The organism is Shinella sp. WSC3-e (assembly GCF_945994535.1).
Lineage (GTDB): Bacteria > Pseudomonadota > Alphaproteobacteria > Rhizobiales > Rhizobiaceae > Shinella > Shinella yambaruensis.
In genome coordinates this window covers 3,850,246-3,869,724 of the sequence record NZ_OZ000530.1, presented here as the reverse complement: position 1 = coordinate 3,869,724, position 19,479 = coordinate 3,850,246, and the positions used below count along the sequence as shown (strand labels likewise).

Below are 19,479 nucleotides of genomic sequence, written 5' to 3'. Positions count from 1 at the left end.
TTGCAATGGGCGCACGGCCGCCTAAGCCCCATCCATTTTCGTCATCCTCGGGCTTGACCCGAGGATGACGGAGGAGAGGGCAATATCTTCCCGATAAAGAGCGCCGCCTTTCGGCGGCTCCCTTGCCTAGATATCGAGGTTGGCGACGCTGAGGGCGTTTTCCTGGATGAAGTCGCGGCGCGGCTCCACCTCGTCGCCCATCAGGCGGGCGAAGAGGCCGTCGGCATCCGTCGCATCGGACACCCGCACCTGCAGCAGCGAACGCACGTTCGGATCGAGCGTCGTTTCCCAGAGCTGCTCGGCATTCATCTCGCCAAGCCCCTTGTAGCGCTGCATGGAAAGCCCCTTGCGGCCGGCGGCGAAGACGGCGTCGAGCAGGGCGCGCGGGCCGGAAATCTCGACCTGGCCATCCTTGCGGCGCAGGACCGGCGGCGGCGTATAGATTTCCTGGAAGCGGGCGGAAAGCTGGTCGATATGGCGGGCATCGGACGAGCCGATCAGCGCCATGTCGATATGCGCGAATTCCTTGACGCCGCGCACCATGCGCTCGAAGCGCAGGCCGCCGTCCGTGGCGACGGATCCGGTCCAGCCGCGCTCCGTCTCCTCGGCGATGAGATCGAGCCGGCGGGCGACCTCTTCCGCCTTGGCGGCATAGGCCTCGCGGTCGTGGCTGAGCTCAAGATTGAGCGCGCCGGCAATGGCCGCCTGCTCGATGATCGCGCGATTGTAGCGCGAATGCAGGCCGTCGAGCAGCGTGCGCAGGCGCAGCGCGTCCTGGATCAGCTCCAGGATGTCCTGGCCGGCACGCACTTCGCCGGAGCTGAGCTCCAGCGCCGCATCGTCGAGGCCGACGGCGACGAGGTAATCCTCCAGCGCCTTCTCGTTCTTCAGGTACTGGCTCGATTTGCCGCGCGCCACCTTATAAAGCGGCGGCTGGGCGATGTAGAGATGGCCGCGCTCGATCAGCTCCGGCATCTGCCGGAAGAAGAAGGTGAGCAGCAGGGTGCGGATATGCGCGCCGTCGACGTCCGCGTCCGTCATGATGATGATCTTGTGGTAGCGCAGCTTGTCGGCGTTGAACTCGTCCTTGCCGATCGAGGTGCCGAGCGCGGTGATCAGCGTGCCGATCTCCTGGCTGGAGAGCATCTTGTCGAAACGCGCGCGCTCGACATTGAGGATTTTTCCGCGCAGCGGCAGGATGGCCTGGTTCTCGCGCGAGCGGCCCTGCTTGGCCGAACCGCCGGCCGAATCGCCCTCGACGAGGAAGAGTTCGGATTTCGCGGGATCGCGCTCGGAGCAGTCGGCAAGCTTGCCGGGCAGCGAGGAAATGTCGAGCGCGCCCTTGCGCCGTGTCAATTCACGCGCCTTGCGCGCGGCCTCGCGGGCTGCGGCGGCCTCGACGACCTTGCCGACAAGCGTCCTGGCATCGGCGGGGTGTTCCTCGAACCAGGTGGAGAGCGCCTCGTTGACGAGGTTTTCCACGGCCGGGCGGACTTCGGAGGAAACCAGCTTGTCCTTGGTCTGCGAGGAGAATTTCGGATCGGGAACCTTGACCGACAGCACCGCCGTCAGGCCTTCGCGGCAGTCCTCGCCCTGCAGCGTCACCTTCTCCTTCTTGGTGATGCCGGACGTATCGGCATAGGAGACGACCTGGCGGGTCAGCGCGCCGCGGAAGCCCGCCATGTGCGTGCCGCCGTCGCGCTGGGGGATGTTGTTGGTGAAGCAGAGCACATTCTCGTGGTAGCTGTCGTTCCACCACATCGCGACCTCGACGGTGATGCCGTCCTTCTCGCCCCGGATGGCGATGGGCTTGGAGACCAGCGGCTTCTTCGCCCGGTCGAGATAGGTCACGAAGGCTTCAAGGCCGCCCTCGTACATCAGTTCGTCCTGCTTGATATCCGAATGGCGGCGATCGGTGAGCAGGATGCGCACGCCGGAATTCAGGAAGGCGAGCTCGCGCAGGCGGTGCTCCAGCGTCGCATAGTTGAAGTCGATGTTCGAGAAGGTGTCGGTCGAGGGCAGGAAGGTCACTTCCGTACCGGTCTCGCTGCCGCAGTCGCCGGTCACCGCCAGCGGGCCGTCGGCCACGCCATGGGTGAAGCTCATCTCGTGGATCTTGCCGCCGCGGCGGATCTTCAGCTTCAGCTTGACCGAAAGCGCATTCACCACCGAGACGCCGACGCCGTGCAGGCCGCCGGAAACCTTATAGGAGTTCTGGTCGAATTTGCCGCCGGCATGGAGCTGGGTCATGATGACCTCGGCGGCGGAGACGCCCTCTTCCTTGTGGATATCGGTCGGGATGCCGCGGCCGTTGTCGGTCACCGTCACGGACCCGTCCGGATTGAGCGTGACCGTCACGATGTCCGCATGGCCGGCAAGCGCCTCGTCGATCGCGTTGTCGACGACCTCGTAGACCATGTGGTGCAGGCCCGAGCCGTCATCGGTATCGCCGATATACATGCCGGGGCGCTTGCGCACCGCATCAAGCCCCTTGAGGACCTTGATCGAATCTGCGCCGTACTCGGCCGGGCCGTTTTCGGTCTCGGGTGTGTCAGTCATTCAAACGTCTTTCCAGGGTTCTTTCGGAAGGCAGGAAGCGCGGCGAATCACGGCTTTCCAAGTCCTTGAATATAGGGATTTTGCCCTCAAGTTCCAAATCAGGGAGAGGGCAAACACGGCAGAATTCAGGGGATCAGCCGGGTTTTACCCGGTTATTGCATGCTTTTTCCAGAATACCGGCAAGACGGCGCACCGTCTCGGGCGGCAGGTCGCGGATTTCCGCCGAAAGCCGGTTGGCGAAGGCGGTGTATTCCGGCGGCAGGCCGGCCGTATCCACCACGACGCGCGGATCGGAAATCCGGGCAATGCGGAACAGTTCCTCGGCCTCGTCCCAGATGACGTTGAAGTAACCCGCCACGCGCTGGAGGAAATCGAAGCTCGGCGTGCCGCGCTTGCCGTTCTCCAGCGCCGAGAGATAGGCGGGACTGACGCCGAGCGCCCTGGCCATGTCCTTCTGCGAAACGCCCTTGCGATCGCGCAGGTGCCGTACGGCCTTGCCGAAGGGTGTCGTCATCGTTTTTCTCCCGGGTGCCGGGCAAGCCGGACATAGAGCGCCCCGTCGCCGCCGTGGTTGCGCGCCGCCGGCTCGTAGGAGGAGATCAGCGGCCGGAACTCCGGCAGGGAGAACCACAGCGGCACCGCCCGCTTCAAGGCGCCGTCGCTGCCGAGCGAGGTGCCCTTGCCGGTGATCACGAGCACGTGGCGCAGGCCCCGCTCGTGCGCCCGGATGAGAAAGCCGAGCAGGAAGCCGTGCGCCTCGCTCTGGATCATGCCGTGCAGGTCGATGCGCGCTTCCAGCGCCAGGCGGCCCTTGGCGATCTTGCGCTTGACCGGGCGCTCCAGCGGATGGTGCCGGGTCTCCTTGTCGCGGCCGATGGTGAGCGCGATACCTTCGGCGGGCGGGGCGGACTTCATCTTCTTCGGTTCCGGCTCGGGCTTCTTCCCGGCCTCCGGCTTTTCAAAGGCGGCCTCGAACTCCGTCAGGGCGTCGAGCCTGCCCGGCAGTGCACGCGTGCTGCGCGCCACCTTGCCCCAGAGGATACGGTCCTCGCTCGAGAGCGTCTTATCCTTCGGCATGGAGGTATCGCTCCGCCGCTGCCTTCGGCACGAGGATATGGAAGGTCGCCGCATTGCGCACATGGCCGGCCAGCGCGCCCGCCGCATCGCCCGAACCGGTGAAGATATCGCCGCGCGCCGGGCCGACGATCGCCGTTCCGGTGTCGAGCGCCAGCATCAGGCGGCGGAAGGGCTTGCCGCCATCCATATGGGTGAGGCTGTCGCTCGAAATGAAGAAGGGCAGGCCGAAGGTATGGATCAGCCGGTCGACCGCCAGCGAACGGCCGGCGACGAGCGGCACTTTCGCCGCGGCGATCGGGCCGAGCGACAGATCCGCGACCTCGGCCTCCTTGAAGAAGATGAAGGAGCGGTTGTGCCAGAGCACGGCGTCGACCTGATCCTCGTTGCGGGCCAGCCAGTCACGGATCGAAGCCATGGAGACGGTTGCCGCGTCGATCTCGCCGCGGTCGATCAGCAGCTTGCCGATCGCGGAAAAGGGATGGCCGCTCTTGGCGGCGTAGGTGATTCGCCTGACCGACCCGTCCGGATAGACGAGCCGCACGGCGCCCTGCACATGGGCGAAGAAGACGTCCACCTTCGAGCGGGCATAGGCGATCTCCAGCCCGCGGCCGGCAAGATAGCCACGCTCGATCTCGCCGCGATCGGGATGCTCGACGATCCCGCCGGCCGTCTTGAGCCCGAACGCAAAACCCGGCGGAAAACCGGCCGGGCGATTGTCCTCGTCGATATCGACCAGATCCTCCGGCCGGGCGTAGAAGGGGTGGCGGAACGCGGCGTCCGGCTCCGCCCGCACGGCGACTTCCGGCTCGTAGAAGGCCGTGACGAAACCGGGCGAGCCGTCCGCCTTCTCGATGAGGAAGGGCACGCACTGCGCCTCGAAGAAGGCGCGCACCGCGGCGGGACCTTCCGGCTTCTCGTCGGCCGCCGCATCCAGCAACGCCAGAAGCTCGCCGGCGGTGATGCCGAGCGAGCCCGTCCTGTAGGGTTTTACGGTGCGGATGTGATCGCGACAGCGGGCCATTGCCGAAAGAAGCGCTGTCGGATCATCCTCGTTCCAGCCGGGAAGCGCCGAAAACCGGGCCGGAACCAGGCGATAGTCCATTGGCCTTGCCTCGCTCAGCCTTCCGATTCGGTGGCGATCAGCTTCCAGTTCGGATCGCGCGAACGGATGTCGCGGGCGAAGGTCCACAGGTCGTTGACCTCGGCCACCGTTTCCGCATCGCCCTCGATCAGCGTGCCGGCCTTGTCATAGGTGGCGGAGATCAGCTGGCTGACGATGCGCAGCGTCACATTCGCCTCGCTGTCCTTGACCTCGGCGCTGACGATATCGGCCTTCTCGATGCCGACGAAGCTGGAGCGGACGACCTCGCCGTTTCTCTCGCGTTCCGAGATGGCCGCGTCGAAGCCTTCATAGACCTCGCGCGACAGGAGGTTCTTCAATGCCTTGCGGTCGCCGTCGGCAAAGGCGACGACGATCATTTCATAGGCCATGCGGGCGCCGTTGACGAACTCCTTCGGGTTGAAGGACGGGTCGACCTTGACGATCTGGCGAAGCTGCTCGTTGAGCGGGGTGCCCGGTGCGGCAAAGCCATCGACGGACGCATAGGGATTTTCCTCCTCGTCCGTCCCATCCCGCCGCGGCAGCGTGACCACCTTGCCGCGATCGGCCGAATCAGCCTCGCTGGCGGTCTCGCGCTTGGAATAGGGATCGAAGGGCGGGCGCTCGCTGCCGGTGCGCCGGCCGAGCACGCTGCGCAACTGCAGGAAGATGACCACCGCAGCCACCAGGAAAAAAATCGTTACAAAGTCGAATGAGCCCATTATCGATCCGCAGCCGTTTTCGTTTTTCTTGTTCCTTTCCCATATAGTCCGCAAAACCGGATCATTCAAATGGCGATGACGTGAATGCGATGAAGGCACGCCCAAACAGCGCCGGCAGTATCGGTCCGCGCTAAACTGTGCGACAGTGAAGGCCATGCTGCGACGTCTCATTCCCCTCTTCATTCTCCTGCTGCCGCTGGCGGAAATCGCCTGTTTCATTCTTGTCGGGCGGCGCATCGGCCTTTTTGCCACCCTGTCGCTGGTCGTGCTTTCGGCCGTCGCCGGCATCGTGCTGATGCGCATCCAGGGTTTCGGCGTGCTTGCCCGGTTGCGCCAGGCCGGCCAGGACGGCCGCGCGCCGGGCAAGGAAATGCTCGATGCCGCGATGATCATGATCGCCGGCATCCTGTTGCTGATTCCCGGCTTCCTCACCGATATCGTGGGGCTCGCCCTGTTTCTGCCGCCCGTCCGCACGTTCCTCTGGAACCGGCTGATGCGCAACATCGTGGTCGTCGACATCGGCGGCACGCACCCCGGCAACCGGCCGCAGACAGGCCCCCAGCGCACCATCGATCTAGACGAAAGCGACTTTCATCGCGACGGCCGGCCGTGACGGCGGGTTGTAAGCCCGGGGCCGAAATGCTAGATGGCCTGACTTTCCAGAGTCCCCGAGGATACTTTCATGACCGACGCAGCAACCGAGAACAACGCCGCGAGCCCCTCGCTCAACATCCTGGCGCAGTATGTGAAGGACTTCTCCTTCGAAAACCCGGGTGCACCGCGGTCGCTCCAGGCCCGTGACAAGGCGCCGGCGATCAACATCAGCGTCAACGTCAATGCAAACCCGCTCTCCGAGACGGACTTCGACGTCATCCTTTCGCTGAACGCGGAAGCCAAGGACGGCGACAAGATGCTCTTCAACGCCGAACTCGCCTATGGCGGCGTCTTCCGCGTCGCGGGCTTCCCGCAGGAACACATGCTCCCGGTGCTCTTCATCGAGTGCCCGCGCCTGCTCTTCCCCTTCGCCCGCCAGATCATCGCCGACGCGACCCGCAACGGCGGTTTCCCGCCGCTGATGATCGATCCGATCGATTTCGCGCAGATGTTCACCCAGCGCATGGCCGAAGAACAGGTCAAGGCCAAGGTCAACGCCAACTGAGGCGACCACCGGCTTTCAACGAAAACGCCCGGCCACCTGGTGACCGGGCGTTTTCTTTTGCTTTTTGAAAAGCTGGGCCAGGTTCACGCGCCGTATTTCGCCCAGATCGCCTTGTCGCCCATCTTCTGCACCATGGTGGCATGGGCGGCGCGCTCTTCCTCGGAAAGGCGGGGCGCAAGCGGCTTCGGCCTGACGCCCAGCGGCAGGACGACATCGTCCTCAGCCTCGACCAGCGTCCGCCGGCCGCTCTCGGCCATGCCGAGCCCGAGCGCCGCCTGCCGGCCGCCGATCATCTCGATATAGACCTCGGCCAGAAGCTCGGAGTCGAGCAGGGCGCCGTGTTTCGTGCGATGCGAATTGTCGATGCCGTAGCGCCGGCAGAGCGCATCGAGCGAGTTCGGCCCCATAGGATGCTTGCGGCGCGCCAGCGCCAGCGTGTCCGTCACCTTCTCCTGCAGGACCGGCGGCAGGCCGATGCGCTCGAACTCGGCGTTGATGAAGCCCATGTCGAAGTTGGCATTGTGCGCCACCCAGCGGGCATCGCCGAAGAAATCGAGGATCTGCTGCGCCAGATCGGCAAAGGGCGGCTTGTCCTTCAGGAATTCGTCCGTGATGCCGTGCACGGCAAGCGCATCCGGATGCACCTTGCGGTCGCCCGGGCTGATGAAGAGGTGCAGCGTGCGGCCGGTCGGAAAATGGTTCTCCAGCTCCACGCCGCCGATTTCGATGACGCGGTCGAGCTTGTTGTCGAGGCCGGTCGTTTCCGTATCGAAGATGATCTCGCGCATCAGTGCTCTTGTCCCTTCAAGCTTTCAACGATCTCTTCCACCTGTTTGCGCGCCGCTTCAAGCCCCTTGCCGGTATCGATGAGGAAATCGGCGCGCCGGCGCTTTTCCGCATCCGGCGTCTGGCGTGACAGGATGAGCTGGAATTTCTCCTCCGTCATGCCTGGGCGGGCGAGCACGCGCTGTCTTTGTATGTCCGGATCGCAGGTGACGACCACCACCTTGTCCACCCGCGCTTCCCCCCCGGTCTCGTAGAGCAGCGGGATATCGAGCAGGACGAGCGGCGATCCATGATCCCGCTGCGCATCGAGGAAGGCTTTCTCGCGTGCCCGCACGAGCGGGTGGATGATCGCCTCCAGCGCGGCAAAGCGGTCCGGGAACCGGGCCAGCGTCGCCGACAGTGCCGTGCGGTCGATGACGCCATCGCGCAGCGCTTCGGGAAACCGCGCGGCGACCGGCGCGACGGCCTCCATCCGATAGAGGTCGTGCACCGTCGCATCCGCGTCATGCACCGGCACACCGAGATTGCGGAACATCGCCGCGGTCGTCGACTTGCCTGTTCCGATCGATCCGGTGAGGCCGAGCACGATCATCGATGCGCCTCCATGTCGGCGAGGATCATCCCGCGCAATCGCGCATCGACGGCCGGCCGCACACCGAACCATTTTTCAAAGCCCGGCACCGCCTGATGCAGGAGCATGCCGAGGCCATCCACCGTGGCAAAACCCTGCTCGGCCGCCTGACGCAGGATCGGCGTGACCAGCGGCACATAGACGATGTCCGTCACCACCGCGCCCTCACCCAGGGGCGAGAAGTCGAAATCCGGTGCCGCCTCGCCATCCATGCCGAGCGACGTCGTGTTGACGAAAAGCCCTGCCCCCTTCATGACCTCCGGCAGGGCCGCCATCGGATGGGCGTGCACGCTCGGCCCGAAACGGTCGGCCAGTTCCTGCGCGCGGGCGGCAGTGCGGTTGACGACATGGATTTCCGCAACGCCGCGATCGCGCACCGCCTGGAGGATCGCCCGGCTGGCGCCGCCAGCCCCGAGGATGACGGCCCGGTCCGTCCTGTCCCAGCCGGACGCGGCGGCATCGAGATTGGCGAGAAATCCAAAACCGTCGGTGTTGGTCGCATGGAGCCGGCCGTCCTCCAGCCAGAGCGTGTTCGACGCCCCGAGCTCTTCGCTCAGCGCATCCGGCCGGTCGGCGAGCGCGAAGGCCGTTTCCTTGTGCGGGATGGTGACATTGCCGCCGATGAAGCCGGATTCACCGCTTTTCAAGCGGGAAATGAAGCCGGCGAAATCCTCGGGCGAAACCTCCTGCCGCGTATAGGATCCCTGCAATCCCAGCGTTTCCAGCCAGTATCCATGGATCAGCGGCGAGCGCGAATGTTTGACCGGATAGCCCGTCACGAAGGCATGGCGAGCGACTGTTTCACGTGAATCATGCATCGATGGCACCGAGATCGCGAAGTTTAGCCAGCAAGGGAAGCAGCGGCAGGCCGAGGATGGTGAAATAGTCGCCGTCGATCCGCTCGAAGAGCTGCACCCCTTCGCCCTCGAGCTGATAGGCGCCGACGCTCGCCAGCACCCGCGGTCCGACCCGCGCCAGGTGGCGATCGATGAAATCGCCGGACAGCGGCCGCATCGTCAGATGCGCGATGGAGATGTGGCTCCACAATGTCTCTCCGTCCCGTACCAGGGCGATGCCGCAGTTCAGCGAATGGGTGCGGCCGGACATGGCCTGAAGATGGGTCTTGGCTTCTGCCATGTCGGCCGGCTTGTGAAACACCCGCCCCTCCAGGGACAGCGTCTGGTCGGAACCGATGACGAGGGCGCCGGGATTGCGCCGCGCCACATTCACGGCCTTTTCGATCGCCAGCGCCTGGGCGATCTCCGGCGGCGTCGGGTTGCCGGCCGCAAGCGCGGTTTCGATCGCGCGCTCGTCGAGATCGGCCGCCTCGGTTTCAAAGGCAAGGCCCGCATTGTCCATCAGCATGCGGCGAAAGGGACTTTGCGAGGCAAGGATCAGCGATGTCATGGAAATCTCCGTTTCCCCTCCCGGTTAGCGAAGCTTCGGGCGAAGAGCAACGATGGCGGCGGCCGTTTCCTCGATCGATCGCCGGGTGACGTCGATGATCGGCCAGTTGTTGCGCGCACAGATGGCACGGGCATATTTCAATTCCTCGGAAATCTGCGACCGGTCGACATAATCGTCGCCGCGAAAATCCTGCGTCTGGCCGAGCACCCGATTCTGCCGCACCTGGGCAATGCGGTCCGTGGTGGCGATCAGTCCGACGACCAGCGGTTTCGTCGTCGTCGACAGCCGCTCCGGCAGGGGCACGCCGAGCACGATCGGTACATTGGCGGTCTTGATGCCGCGATTGGCGAGATAGATGCTCGTCGGCGTCTTAGAGGTGCGGCTGATGCCGACAAGGATGACGTCCGCCTCGTCGAGATCGGCCGGCAGCTGCCCGTCGTCGTGGTCCATCGTGAAATTGAGCGCGTCGATCCGCGCGAAATATTCCGCGTTCATCACATGCTGCGCGCCCACCCGCCGGCGCGAAGGCGCACCGAGATAGGACTGGAAGAGGTCGATCACCGGCTCGAGCACGGAGACGCAGGGTACGCCCATCTCCCGGCAACGCTGGTCGATGATCTCCGAAAGCTCCCGGTCGACGATCGTATAGAGCACGATGCCCGGCGCTCCGTCGATGGCATCGAGCACGGGCATGAGCTGCTTGCGGTTGCGGATCAGCGGATAGACATGTTCGAGCGCCTGGGACGACTGGAACTGCGCGGCTGCCGCCCGCCCCGCGGCAATCAGCGTCTCGCCCGTCGAGTCCGATATCAGGTGCAGATGGAAGTAGTTTCTGGTGCTTTCCACAATATCCTCCGCCCCCTGTTGATGAACCGGGACAGCACCGAGCTAAGAACGACAGGGATCGGGAGGCAAGGGGATAACCGCCTTTTTATCCACAATCCGCGGGAGACGGGAACAGGATTCACGGCCCATGTGGATAAGACTCATGACACGGCAAAGTGTCGCGCTTCTCCACATCTCATCCACAGCAAGGCTCTTTTGTCGACGCCGTCGATCGCCTTGATTCGAAAAGGCGAATCCGGTTCTCCGCATTATTCTCAGAAAATCTTCCTGCGGGTTTTGTCTTTTCCGCCCTGCCGCCGGCAAGGCCGGATCCCTGTGGAGAGGATTTAATCCTTGATAGTCACCGACTCTAAGAAATAGAAACCTTTTCAAAGAGATTATTTCATTGATTGGGAGAACCCCGCGGTGTCTGCGAAAAGCCGGAAGATCGTCGATGTCCTGAACGGGAAAACGATCTCCCCCCCTCCCCTCTGGCTGATGCGTCAGGCCGGACGCTACCTGCCGGAATACAGGCAGACCCGCGCGGCGGCGGGAAGCTTCCTCGATCTCTGTTATTCGCCGGAGCTGGCGACGGAAGTGACGCTCCAGCCGATCCGCCGCTATGGCTTCGACGCGGCGATCCTGTTCTCCGATATCCTCGTCATTCCCGACGCCCTGAAGCGCAATGTCCGCTTCGAGGAAGGCCATGGGCCGCGCCTCGATCCGATCGATGTCGATGGCATTCTGGCCCTGAAGGGCGACGGGGTGGCAGATCATCTCCAGCCGGTGATAGAGGCGGTCGGCCGCATCCGGGGCGCCCTGCCCGAGGAAACGGCGCTGCTCGGCTTCTGCGGCGCGCCCTGGACCGTTGCCACCTACATGATCGCCGGCCACGGAACGCCGGACCAGGCTCCCGCGCGTCTCTTCGCCTACAGGGAGCCACGCACCTTCGCACATCTGCTCGACGTGCTTGCCGAACTCTCGGCCGATTACCTTGTGGCGCAGATCGATGCCGGCGCCGATGCGGTGCAGATCTTCGATTCCTGGGCCGGCGTTCTCGGCGAACGCGAGTTTGCCGATTTCGCCGTCCGGCCCGTGCAGCGCATCATCTCTTCGGTCAAGGCCCGCCGACCGCAGGCGAAGATCATCGCCTTTGCCAAGGGAGCGGGCGTGCTCCTGAAATCCTACCGGCAGCAGACCGGCGCCGACGCCATTGGCCTCGACTGGTCCGTACCGCTCTCCTTCGCGGCCGACCTGCAGAAGGACGGCCCCGTCCAGGGCAATCTCGATCCGATGCGCGTCGTCGCCGGCGGCGCGGCGCTCGACGAAGGCATCGACGCCATCCTGCAGGTGCTCGGCAATGGGCCGCTGATCTTCAATCTCGGCCATGGCATCACGCCGCAGGCCGATCCCGACACTGTCGCGCGCCTCGTGGCGCGGGTGCGCGGGGAAAAGCGGTGAGCGAGAAGCAGGCGGGCGAGAGCGCCGGACGCCGGGCGCGGCTGCGCGCCGCGGTGGCGCTTGTCGTCTTCGCGCTGCTTGTGCTCCTCCTCGTCCTCCATCCGCCGGACGATCTCTATCTTTGGATCAAGTCGTTGCACATCATCGCCGTCATCTCCTGGATGGCGGGCCTGCTCTACCTGCCGCGGCTCTTCGTCTATCACACGGATGCCCCGCCCGGCTCGGCCGAGGCGCAGGTCTTCAAGGTGATGGAACAGCGGCTCTACCGGGTCATCATGCAGCCGGCGATGGGCCTTTCCTGGCTGCTCGGCCTTTATCTCGCCTGGTCCGTCTACGGTTTCCAGGGCGGCTGGCTGCATGCCAAGCTCGCCCTGGTCATCCTCATGACCGGCGTGCACCAGTTCTATGGCCGGGCCGTCAAGGCCTTCGCCGAGGACCGCAACACCTGGAGCGGCCGCCAGTGGCGCATCTGGAACGAGGCGCCGGCGCTCCTGATGATCCTCATCGTCATTCTGGTCGTCGTCAAACCGTTCTGAGCCTCTGCGACAAAACGGATGAAATTTCAAAGCCCCCTTGCGGGGCAGCACCGGAACCGCTATTTTCCGCGCATCTCATCTTTCGTGGCATGTGTATTCGTTCAGTGAACTGCACCCGATCCCCCGCAGTTCGGCCTTGACCCGCACGCCTTTTCCCATCCCGATGACACCCAGCATGGACCATTCATGGCCGAAATGAAGCTACAAGACCTCAAGAACAAGACTCCGACCGACCTCCTTGCCTTTGCCGAATCGCTCGAGGTCGAGAACGCGAGCACGATGCGCAAGCAGGAACTGATGTTTGCGATCCTGAAGATGCTGGCCGCGCAGGACGTGGAGATCATCGGCGAGGGTGTCGTGGAAGTGCTGCAGGACGGTTTCGGCTTCCTGCGGTCGGCCAATGCGAACTACCTGCCCGGCCCGGACGATATCTATATCTCGCCCTCCCAGATCCGCCGTTTCTCGCTGAAGACCGGCGATACGGTGGAAGGCCCGATCCGCGGCCCGAAGGAAGGCGAACGCTATTTCGCGCTGCTCAAGGTCAACACGATCAATTTCGACGATCCGGAGAAGATCCGCCACAAGGTCCACTTCGACAACCTGACGCCGCTCTACCCGAACGAGCGCTTCAAGATGGAACTCGAGATCCCGACCTCGAAGGATCTGTCGCCGCGCGTCATCGATCTCGTCGCGCCCCTCGGCAAGGGCCAGCGCGGCCTCATCGTCGCCCCGCCGCGCACGGGTAAGACGGTTCTCCTGCAGAACATCGCCCATTCGATCACCGCAAACCATCCGGAATGTTATCTCATCGTCCTCTTGATCGACGAGCGTCCGGAGGAAGTGACGGACATGCAGCGATCGGTGCGGGGCGAAGTCGTTTCCTCGACCTTCGACGAACCGGCGACGCGCCACGTCCAGGTCGCCGAAATGGTCATCGAGAAGGCCAAGCGCCTCGTCGAGCACGGCCGCGACGTCGTGATCCTGCTCGATTCGATCACCCGCCTCGGCCGCGCCTACAACACGGTGGTTCCGTCCTCGGGCAAGGTGCTGACCGGCGGCGTCGACGCGAACGCCCTGCAGCGCCCGAAGCGCTTCTTCGGCGCGGCGCGCAATATCGAGGAAGGCGGTTCGCTGACCATCATCGCGACGGCGCTGATCGACACCGGCAGCCGCATGGACGAAGTGATCTTCGAGGAGTTCAAGGGTACCGGTAACTCGGAAATCGTGCTGGATCGCAAGGTCGCCGACAAGCGCATCTTCCCGGCCATGGACATCCTCAAGTCCGGCACGCGCAAGGAAGACCTTCTGGTGCCGCGCCAGGATCTCCAGAAGATCTTCGTGTTGCGCCGCATTCTTGCCCCGATGGGCACCACGGATGCGATCGAATTCCTGATCGACAAGCTGAAGCAGACGAAGAACAACGGCGATTTCTTCGATTCGATGAACACATAGCCAATAGGCACGAACGTGCGTAAAGACATGGCCCCGCCGTAAGGCGGGACCATTTTCGTTTCAGGAGAAGAAATCGATTCTCCTCCGAAACGGAATCGCCGATTCGCACCCGGAATGATAAATCATGATGTCCACGGACACGATCTTTGCCTTGTCGAGCGGCGGCTTGCCCTCCGGCGTGGCGGTGATTCGCCTGAGCGGACCTGCAAGCGGCCAGGCGGTGCAAGCGCTGTGCGGCCGCCAGCCCGCGGAAAGACGCGCGTCCCTGCTCTCGATTCGTAACCGGAACGGTGAGAAGCTCGACGCGGGCCTGGTCTTGTTCTTCCCCGGCCCAAACTCTTTCACGGGCGAGGATTGCGCGGAACTTCAGATCCATGGTGGGCGGGCCACGGTCAAGGCTGTTCTTGCGGAGCTCGCCGGCATGGCCGGTCTGCGTGCGGCGGAAGCCGGTGAATTTTCCCGGCGCGCCTTCCTGAACGGCCGTATGGACTTGGTCGAAGTGGAGGGCCTGGCGGATCTCATTGCGGCGGAAACCGAGATGCAACGCCGTCTGGCGGCAGAGCAATCGTCTGGCGGCCCGTCGAAACTCTACGATTCGTGGGCGAAACGACTGACGCATGCGCGCGCCATGATTGAAGCCGAACTGGATTTTGCCGATGAGGACGATGTTCCCGGTTCTATTGCGGATACCATCTGGCGTGACATGCGGCAATTGGAGCAAGAGATCCTTAACCATCTTTCCGGTGTGAGAACCGGGGAGATCGTGCGGGATGGCCTCAAGGTCGTCATCGTGGGTCCGCCCAATGCGGGAAAGTCGAGCCTGTTGAATTATCTCGCAAAACGGGATGTCGCTATCGTTACCGACGTCCCGGGAACGACGCGGGATGTGCTGCATGTCGATCTGGACCTCGACGGCTTCGCCGTTCGGCTCTATGATACGGCCGGCTTGCGCGAGACGGATGACGTTGTCGAGCAGGAGGGTATCCGCCGGACACAGCTTTCCATGGCCCAGGCCCATCTGGTGCTTCTGTTGTCGTCGCTTGCGGAGCCTGATTGGGTCGCGTTCACCGAGGGATATGACGGTCCGGTTATCCGTGTCCAGACCAAGGCGGACAGGCAGGATGCCGCCTGGCGGGATCCGGAAGCTGATGTTAGGATTTCCGTGCGGACGGGTGAAGGCATATCGGCACTTCTGGATCTGGTGAGCGGATACCTCCCGAATCTGGATCAGGGAAGCGCCTTGGCACTTCCTACGCGTCAACGGCATGCGGACAATCTCGCGGAAGCACGCAGCCACATCGGCGCGGCGCTGGCTGCGGGCGGGAACGGTCTCGATATACAGGCGGAACATCTCCGCCTCGCCGGTCAGGCGCTGGGTCGGGTCACAGGGCGGGTGGATGTGGAGAACCTGCTGGACGTGATCTTTTCGGAATTTTGCATTGGTAAGTGATTCACGTGAAACAACACAACGTACACGAGTCGCGCTGGGCGTTTCACGTGAAACAGGTGGTTCGATATGACGACATTGAAGACATATGATGTGGTGGTGATCGGTGGTGGGCATGCGGGTGTCGAGGCTGCTGCCGCCGCCGCGCGGTTCGGCGCGCAAACGGCTTTGCTCACCCACAAGGCCTCGACGATCGGGGTCATGTCCTGCAATCCTGCGATTGGCGGTCTTGGCAAGGGTCACCTCGTCCGGGAAGTGGACGCGCTGGATGGCCTGATGGGACGGGTTGCCGACCGGGCTGGCATTCAGTTTCGCCTGTTGAACCGGCGTAAAGGCCCCGCGGTGCGCGGCCCGCGCAGCCAGGCCGATCGAAAGCTTTATCGCGAGGCCATGCAGGCGGAGATTGCGCAGATTGCCGGCCTGACCGTTGTCGAGGGTGACGCATACGATCTCGATTGCGCAGATGGCCGTATCCACGCGGTGATCCTGAAGGACGGGCGGCGCCTGCCCTGCGGCGCCGTGGTGGTTACCACGGGCACGTTCCTGCGTGGCCTTATTCATATCGGTTCCGAAAAAATCCCGGCTGGCCGCGTGGGAGAAGACCCCTCGCTCGGGCTTTCAGCGACGTTCGAACGTCTCGGCTTCAGGCTTGGCCGCTTGAAGACTGGCACGCCTGCACGCCTCGATGGTCGCACCATCGATTGGAACGCGGTTGGGCGCCAAGCGGCAGATGAGACGCCGGTGCCGTTCTCCTTCATGACCGATCGCATCACGACACCGCAGATCGAATGCGGCGTCACGCGAACGACGGCCGCGACGCACCGCATCATTGAGGAGAATATCGGCCGATCGGCGATGTATTCCGGCCAGATCGAAGGTGTCGGCCCACGCTATTGCCCGTCGATCGAGGACAAGATCGTGAAGTTTGGCGAACGGGACGGCCATCAGATTTTCCTGGAGCCTGAGGGTCTGGACGACGACACCGTCTATCCGAACGGCATCTCGACATCGCTTCCGGCCGATATACAGCAGGCCTTCATTCAGACCATCCCCGGCCTGGAGAGGGTGCGTATTCTGCAGCCAGGCTATGCGATCGAATACGATCATGTCGATCCGCGGGAACTGTCCGCCACCCTGGAAACCCGGCGACAGCCCGGGCTTTTCCTGGCCGGCCAGATCAACGGCACGACCGGTTACGAGGAGGCCGCGGCGCAGGGGCTGGTTGCCGGACTGAACGCCGCCCGGCGGGCCGCGGGCATGGAGGGACACGCCTTCAGCCGCACGGAGAGCTATATCGGGGTGATGCTCGATGACTTGACGTCCCGCGGCGTGACCGAGCCCTACCGCATGTTCACCTCGCGTGCGGAGTATCGCCTTTCGCTGCGGGCTGACAATGCCGACGCGCGGTTGACGGCATCCGGCATGGCGCTTGGCATTGTCGGTGCAGACCGGCGCCGGCGCTTCGAGGAATGGTCGGCGGACATGCAGCGCCTGCGGGAACGGCTCGATACCCTGAAGCTGTCGCCCAATGAGGCGGCCAGCAAGGGGATCCGGATCAACCAGGACGGCGTTCGCCGTTCCGCCTACGATCTGCTCGCCTATCCGGACGTCGACTTTGCGTGGCTGGCGGCCGTTTGGCCTGAGCTCGACGCCTTCTCCCCCCGTGTTCGCGATGCTATCGAAATCGAGGCCGGCTATGCGGTTTACATGAATCGGCAGGCGGCGGATATCGCCGAGGCAAGGCGGGAAGAAGATCGTGGCATCCCCGCTGACTTTGATTTTGCCGCCCTCCCCGGCCTCTCCATCGAATTGCAGCAGAAACTGGCCGCGGCGCGCCCGGCGAATCTTGCACAGGCCGCGCGGGTGGACGGCATGACGCCGGCTGCCTTGACCCTCTTGCTTGCCTATCTCAAGCGCGTGCCCGCCGCGGCAGCGATGGAACGGACGGCCAGCGCATGAAGTCTCTGCCCCGCGAATTTGCCGAGCTGAATGTTTCACGTGAAACCGAGGACAGGCTGAACGCTTTCGTTGCGCTTTTTCAGAAATGGGCGAAAACCATCAATCTGGTGGCTCCCTCGACCTTGGCGGAAGTCTGGAGCCGTCATGTTGTCGATAGCATGCAGATCTATGCTCTATGTCCTGGGCCGCGGATTTGGGCGGATCTCGGTAGCGGGGGCGGTTTTCCGGGCATTGTCACCGGTATTCTGCTGGCCGGCGCGGGAGATGGATGGATTCATCTCGTCGAAAGCAACAACAAGAAGGCCGCCTTCCTGCGAACGGCTATCCGCGAAACCGGTGCGCGCGCATCGGTGCATGCGATTCGCATCGAAGAGGCGCCGGCGGCAATCGCGCATTGCGACGCGATTTCCGCCCGGGCCTTGGCGGACCTCGATCTCCTGATGGATTTCGGCTGGCCATGGGCCGAGCGCAATCCGGATCTACGGTTTTTCCTTCATAAAGGCCGGGATTACCAGCGCGAGGTCGATAAAGCGCTTGGTCGGTGGAGATTCGATCTGGTAAAACATGCCAGTGTCGTCGAGCCGGATTCCGTGGTGCTCGAACTCTCGAAGCTTTCGCGAAGACGCGAGTGATTGGCGGATGCCCATGGCAATCGAAAAGAACCGGATCATCACCATTGCGAATCAGAAGGGCGGCGTCGGCAAGACGACGACCGCGATCAACCTCGCCACGGCGCTGGCCGCGATCGGCGAGCGCGTGCTGATCGTCGACCTGGATCCGCAGGGCAATGCCAGCACGGGCCTCGGCATCGATCGCCGCAACCGCGAACTCTCCTCCTATGACCTGCTGATCGGCAGCCACGGCGTTGCGGAGACGGTGCTGCAGACGGCCGTGCCCAATCTGTCGATCATTCCCTCGACGATGGATCTCCTGGGCATCGAAATGGAAATCGCGCAGCAGAACGACCGCGTCTTCCGGCTGCGGCGCGCCCTCGCCTCGACCGAGGCGCTGTCTTACTCTTACGTGCTGGTCGATTGCCCGCCGTCCTTCAACCTCCTGACGATGAATGCGCTCGCCGCGGCGCATTCCGTGCTGGTGCCCCTGCAATGCGAGTTCTTTGCGCTGGAAGGCCTCAGCCAGCTGCTGGAGACGGTGGACCAGGTGCGCCGCACCGTCAATCCGTATCTGGATATCCAGGGCATCGTGCTCACCATGTTCGATTCGCGCAACAATCTTGCGCAGCAGGTCGTCAATGACGTGCGCACGCATCTCGGTGAAAAGGTCTATCATACACTCATTCCGCGCAATGTCCGTGTGTCCGAGGCGCCGTCCTATGGCAAGCCGGCCATTCTCTACGATCTCAAATGCGCCGGCAGCCAGGCCTATCTTCAGCTCGCTTCCGAGGTGATCCAGCGTGAAAGGCAGCGCCGGGCTGCCTGATTTCAGTATCCGTGAGTAGAACCGATGAATGAAGACAACTCGAAGCGGCGCCTTGGCCGCGGCCTTGCCGCCCTGATCGGTGAAATGGACCAGCTGCCCGCCGCCGATGTCGGCGAGCGCCCGGCGGTCAATCCCGATCGCCTGGTTCCGATCGAATTCGTCGGTCGCAATCCGCGCAATCCGCGGCGCTATTTTGACGAATCGGAGCTGCAGGATCTGGCCTCCTCCATCCGCCAGCACGGCATCGTTCAGCCGGTCGTCGTGCGCACAACGGCTGACAGTCGCTACGAGATCATCGCGGGTGAGCGCCGCTGGCGCGCCGCGCAGCTGGCGGGGCTCATTGACATTCCGGTCATCATTCGCGACGTGGACGACCGCACGGCGCTGGAAATCGCCATCGTGGAAAACGTACAGCGCTCCGACCTCAATCCGCTGGAAGAGGCGATGGGCTATGAGCTGCTGATCGCCGATCACGGTTATACGCAAAACGATCTCGGCGAGATCATCGGCAAGAGCCGCAGCCATGTGGCAAACAGCCTTCGCCTGCTCAAGCTGCCGGAACCGGTACGCGACATGCTGGCCTCCGGTTCGCTATCGGCCGGCCATGCGCGTGCGCTCATCCCGACCTCCGATCCTGTCGCCCTGGCAAAGACCGTTGTGGCAAAGGGTATGTCGGTGCGTGACGCGGAACGTCTTGCACAGAACGATATCAAGGCGCAGGGCGATCCCAATCACGGCCAGACGCCGCGCAAGGACGAGAAGGATGCCGATACGCTGGCGCTGGAGCGCACGCTGTCGGACGTGCTGGGCCTCGATGTGACCGTCAATCACAAGGGAAGTGGCGGGCAGCTGCGAATTGCCTACAAGACGCTCGAGCAGCTCGAGGAAATCTGCCGGCTTCTTGAGCGGCGGTAACATC

At 63.6% G+C, this 19,479-nt stretch carries 19 protein-coding genes and 2 pseudogenes; 10 read left to right on the top strand and 11 right to left on the bottom strand.

Annotated elements, in window-relative coordinates; all coding sequences use genetic code 11:
• Positions 1-126 precede the first annotated feature (126 nt).
• From gyrB to AABF56_RS18960, 6 genes and pseudogenes are all read right to left on the bottom strand, one after another.
• A complete protein-coding gene (gene gyrB / locus AABF56_RS18980; RefSeq protein WP_272807145.1) occupies positions 127-2,559 on the bottom strand; it encodes a DNA topoisomerase (ATP-hydrolyzing) subunit B in 2,433 nt (810 codons plus the stop codon).
• A gap of 133 nt (positions 2,560-2,692) precedes the next feature.
• Positions 2,693-3,073 (bottom strand): helix-turn-helix domain-containing protein, encoded by a 381-nt coding sequence (locus AABF56_RS18975; protein WP_244770762.1) that lies wholly within the window; start codon positions 3,071-3,073, stop codon positions 2,693-2,695.
• A pseudogene (locus tag AABF56_RS37785) lies at positions 3,070-3,414 on the bottom strand (Smr/MutS family protein); the annotation flags it as partial. The pseudogene AABF56_RS37785 and the gene AABF56_RS18975, both read right to left, overlap by 4 nt.
• A 119-nt stretch (positions 3,415-3,533) precedes the next feature.
• A pseudogene (locus tag AABF56_RS37780) lies at positions 3,534-3,636 on the bottom strand (Smr/MutS family protein); the annotation flags it as partial.
• A complete protein-coding gene (gene mltA / locus AABF56_RS18965) occupies positions 3,623-4,738 on the bottom strand; it encodes a murein transglycosylase A (RefSeq protein ID WP_272807143.1) in 1,116 nt (371 codons plus the stop codon). The gene mltA and the pseudogene AABF56_RS37780, both read right to left, overlap by 14 nt.
• A gap of 14 nt (positions 4,739-4,752) precedes the next feature.
• Positions 4,753-5,457, bottom strand: coding sequence for a Tim44/TimA family putative adaptor protein (locus tag AABF56_RS18960; RefSeq protein WP_244770759.1), 705 nt, complete (start codon positions 5,455-5,457; stop codon positions 4,753-4,755).
• Between the two features lie 154 nt (positions 5,458-5,611).
• Here AABF56_RS18960 and AABF56_RS18955 point away from each other — a divergent pair, with 154 nt between their 5' ends.
• Together AABF56_RS18955 and secB are read left to right on the top strand one after the other, a co-directional pair.
• A complete protein-coding gene (locus tag AABF56_RS18955) occupies positions 5,612-6,070 on the top strand; it encodes an FxsA family protein (RefSeq protein WP_244770758.1) in 459 nt (152 codons plus the stop codon).
• A 69-nt stretch (positions 6,071-6,139) separates the two neighbouring features.
• On the top strand, positions 6,140-6,616 hold the full coding sequence (gene secB / locus AABF56_RS18950; protein ID WP_244770757.1) for a protein-export chaperone SecB: 477 nt from the start codon (positions 6,140-6,142) through the stop codon (positions 6,614-6,616).
• An 83-nt stretch (positions 6,617-6,699) separates the two neighbouring features.
• Here the strand turns inward: secB and dnaQ are convergent, their stop codons facing one another.
• Genes dnaQ through AABF56_RS18925 form a run of 5 tightly spaced genes read right to left on the bottom strand, consistent with a single transcriptional unit; the run spans position 6,700 to position 10,286 of the window.
• The gene (gene dnaQ, locus AABF56_RS18945) at positions 6,700-7,404 is read right to left on the bottom strand and encodes a DNA polymerase III subunit epsilon (protein ID WP_272807142.1); all 705 of its coding nucleotides are present in this window, start codon (positions 7,402-7,404) and stop codon (positions 6,700-6,702) included.
• Positions 7,404-7,994 (bottom strand): dephospho-CoA kinase, encoded by a 591-nt coding sequence (gene coaE, locus AABF56_RS18940; protein WP_272807141.1) that lies wholly within the window; start codon positions 7,992-7,994, stop codon positions 7,404-7,406. The genes dnaQ and coaE overlap by 1 nt, the downstream gene beginning before the upstream one ends.
• Complete coding sequence (locus AABF56_RS18935) at positions 7,991-8,851, bottom strand: shikimate dehydrogenase (RefSeq protein ID WP_272807140.1); 861 nt, start codon at positions 8,849-8,851, stop codon at positions 7,991-7,993. Before AABF56_RS18935 ends, coaE begins: the two co-directional genes overlap by 4 nt.
• Complete coding sequence (locus tag AABF56_RS18930; RefSeq protein WP_244770753.1) at positions 8,844-9,440, bottom strand: Maf-like protein; 597 nt, start codon at positions 9,438-9,440, stop codon at positions 8,844-8,846. The genes AABF56_RS18935 and AABF56_RS18930 overlap by 8 nt, the downstream gene beginning before the upstream one ends.
• Positions 9,441-9,464: 24 nt before the next feature.
• Positions 9,465-10,286, bottom strand: a complete 822-nt coding sequence (locus tag AABF56_RS18925; protein ID WP_244770752.1) for a pyruvate, water dikinase regulatory protein — start codon at positions 10,284-10,286, stop codon at positions 9,465-9,467.
• A gap of 405 nt (positions 10,287-10,691) precedes the next feature.
• Here AABF56_RS18925 and hemE point away from each other — a divergent pair, with 405 nt between their 5' ends.
• The 8 genes from hemE to AABF56_RS18885 all read left to right on the top strand — a co-directional run bounded on the left by hemE (position 10,692) and on the right by AABF56_RS18885 (position 19,475).
• Complete coding sequence (hemE, locus tag AABF56_RS18920; RefSeq protein WP_272807139.1) at positions 10,692-11,726, top strand: uroporphyrinogen decarboxylase; 1,035 nt, start codon at positions 10,692-10,694, stop codon at positions 11,724-11,726.
• The gene (gene hemJ / locus AABF56_RS18915) at positions 11,723-12,262 is read left to right on the top strand and encodes a protoporphyrinogen oxidase HemJ (protein ID WP_272807138.1); all 540 of its coding nucleotides are present in this window, start codon (positions 11,723-11,725) and stop codon (positions 12,260-12,262) included. Before hemE ends, hemJ begins: the two co-directional genes overlap by 4 nt.
• A gap of 186 nt (positions 12,263-12,448) precedes the next feature.
• Positions 12,449-13,714 carry a transcription termination factor Rho gene (gene rho, locus AABF56_RS18910; RefSeq protein ID WP_024271281.1) on the top strand — a complete coding sequence of 422 codons (1,266 nt, stop codon included), beginning with the start codon at positions 12,449-12,451 and terminating at the stop codon, positions 13,712-13,714.
• Between the two features lie 124 nt (positions 13,715-13,838).
• Entirely contained in the window at positions 13,839-15,164 is a 1,326-nt protein-coding gene (gene mnmE, locus AABF56_RS18905; RefSeq protein WP_272807137.1) for a tRNA uridine-5-carboxymethylaminomethyl(34) synthesis GTPase MnmE, read from the top strand.
• 66 nt (positions 15,165-15,230) lie between these two features.
• Entirely contained in the window at positions 15,231-17,120 is a 1,890-nt protein-coding gene (gene mnmG / locus AABF56_RS18900) for a tRNA uridine-5-carboxymethylaminomethyl(34) synthesis enzyme MnmG (protein ID WP_272807136.1), read from the top strand.
• Positions 17,117-17,752: a 16S rRNA (guanine(527)-N(7))-methyltransferase RsmG gene (locus AABF56_RS18895; RefSeq protein WP_272807135.1), complete on the top strand. Its 636-nt coding sequence runs from the start codon at positions 17,117-17,119 to the stop codon at positions 17,750-17,752. The genes mnmG and AABF56_RS18895 overlap by 4 nt, the downstream gene beginning before the upstream one ends.
• Positions 17,753-17,765: 13 nt before the next feature.
• Positions 17,766-18,560, top strand: a complete 795-nt coding sequence (locus AABF56_RS18890) for a ParA family protein (protein WP_272807134.1) — start codon at positions 17,766-17,768, stop codon at positions 18,558-18,560.
• Between the two features lie 24 nt (positions 18,561-18,584).
• The gene (locus AABF56_RS18885) at positions 18,585-19,475 is read left to right on the top strand and encodes a ParB/RepB/Spo0J family partition protein (RefSeq protein WP_272807133.1); all 891 of its coding nucleotides are present in this window, start codon (positions 18,585-18,587) and stop codon (positions 19,473-19,475) included.
• Positions 19,476-19,479: the final 4 nt, after the last annotated feature.

Excerpts from the sequence above, each read along its gene's own strand:
- AABF56_RS18885 (WP_272807133.1), top strand. The coding sequence starts at position 18,585 with ATGAATGAAGACAACTCGAAGCGGCGCCTTGGCCGCGGCCTTGCCGCC.
- dnaQ (WP_272807142.1), bottom strand. The coding sequence starts at position 7,404 with ATGCGCGAGATCATCTTCGATACGGAAACGACCGGCCTCGACAACAAG.
- mltA (WP_272807143.1), bottom strand. The coding sequence starts at position 4,738 with ATGGACTATCGCCTGGTTCCGGCCCGGTTTTCGGCGCTTCCCGGCTGG.
- secB (WP_244770757.1), top strand. The coding sequence starts at position 6,140 with ATGACCGACGCAGCAACCGAGAACAACGCCGCGAGCCCCTCGCTCAAC.
- gyrB (WP_272807145.1), bottom strand. The coding sequence starts at position 2,559 with ATGACTGACACACCCGAGACCGAAAACGGCCCGGCCGAGTACGGCGCA.
- AABF56_RS18930 (WP_244770753.1), bottom strand. The coding sequence starts at position 9,440 with ATGACATCGCTGATCCTTGCCTCGCAAAGTCCCTTTCGCCGCATGCTG.
- AABF56_RS18935 (WP_272807140.1), bottom strand. The coding sequence starts at position 8,851 with ATGCATGATTCACGTGAAACAGTCGCTCGCCATGCCTTCGTGACGGGC.
- AABF56_RS18895 (WP_272807135.1), top strand. The coding sequence starts at position 17,117 with ATGAAGTCTCTGCCCCGCGAATTTGCCGAGCTGAATGTTTCACGTGAA.
- AABF56_RS18960 (WP_244770759.1), bottom strand. The coding sequence starts at position 5,457 with ATGGGCTCATTCGACTTTGTAACGATTTTTTTCCTGGTGGCTGCGGTG.
- rho (WP_024271281.1), top strand. The coding sequence starts at position 12,449 with ATGGCCGAAATGAAGCTACAAGACCTCAAGAACAAGACTCCGACCGAC.
- mnmG (WP_272807136.1), top strand. The coding sequence starts at position 15,231 with ATGACGACATTGAAGACATATGATGTGGTGGTGATCGGTGGTGGGCAT.
- AABF56_RS18955 (WP_244770758.1), top strand. The coding sequence starts at position 5,612 with ATGCTGCGACGTCTCATTCCCCTCTTCATTCTCCTGCTGCCGCTGGCG.
- coaE (WP_272807141.1), bottom strand. The coding sequence starts at position 7,994 with ATGATCGTGCTCGGCCTCACCGGATCGATCGGAACAGGCAAGTCGACG.
- mnmE (WP_272807137.1), top strand. The coding sequence starts at position 13,839 with ATGATGTCCACGGACACGATCTTTGCCTTGTCGAGCGGCGGCTTGCCC.
- AABF56_RS18975 (WP_244770762.1), bottom strand. The coding sequence starts at position 3,073 with ATGACGACACCCTTCGGCAAGGCCGTACGGCACCTGCGCGATCGCAAG.
- AABF56_RS18890 (WP_272807134.1), top strand. The coding sequence starts at position 17,766 with ATGGCAATCGAAAAGAACCGGATCATCACCATTGCGAATCAGAAGGGC.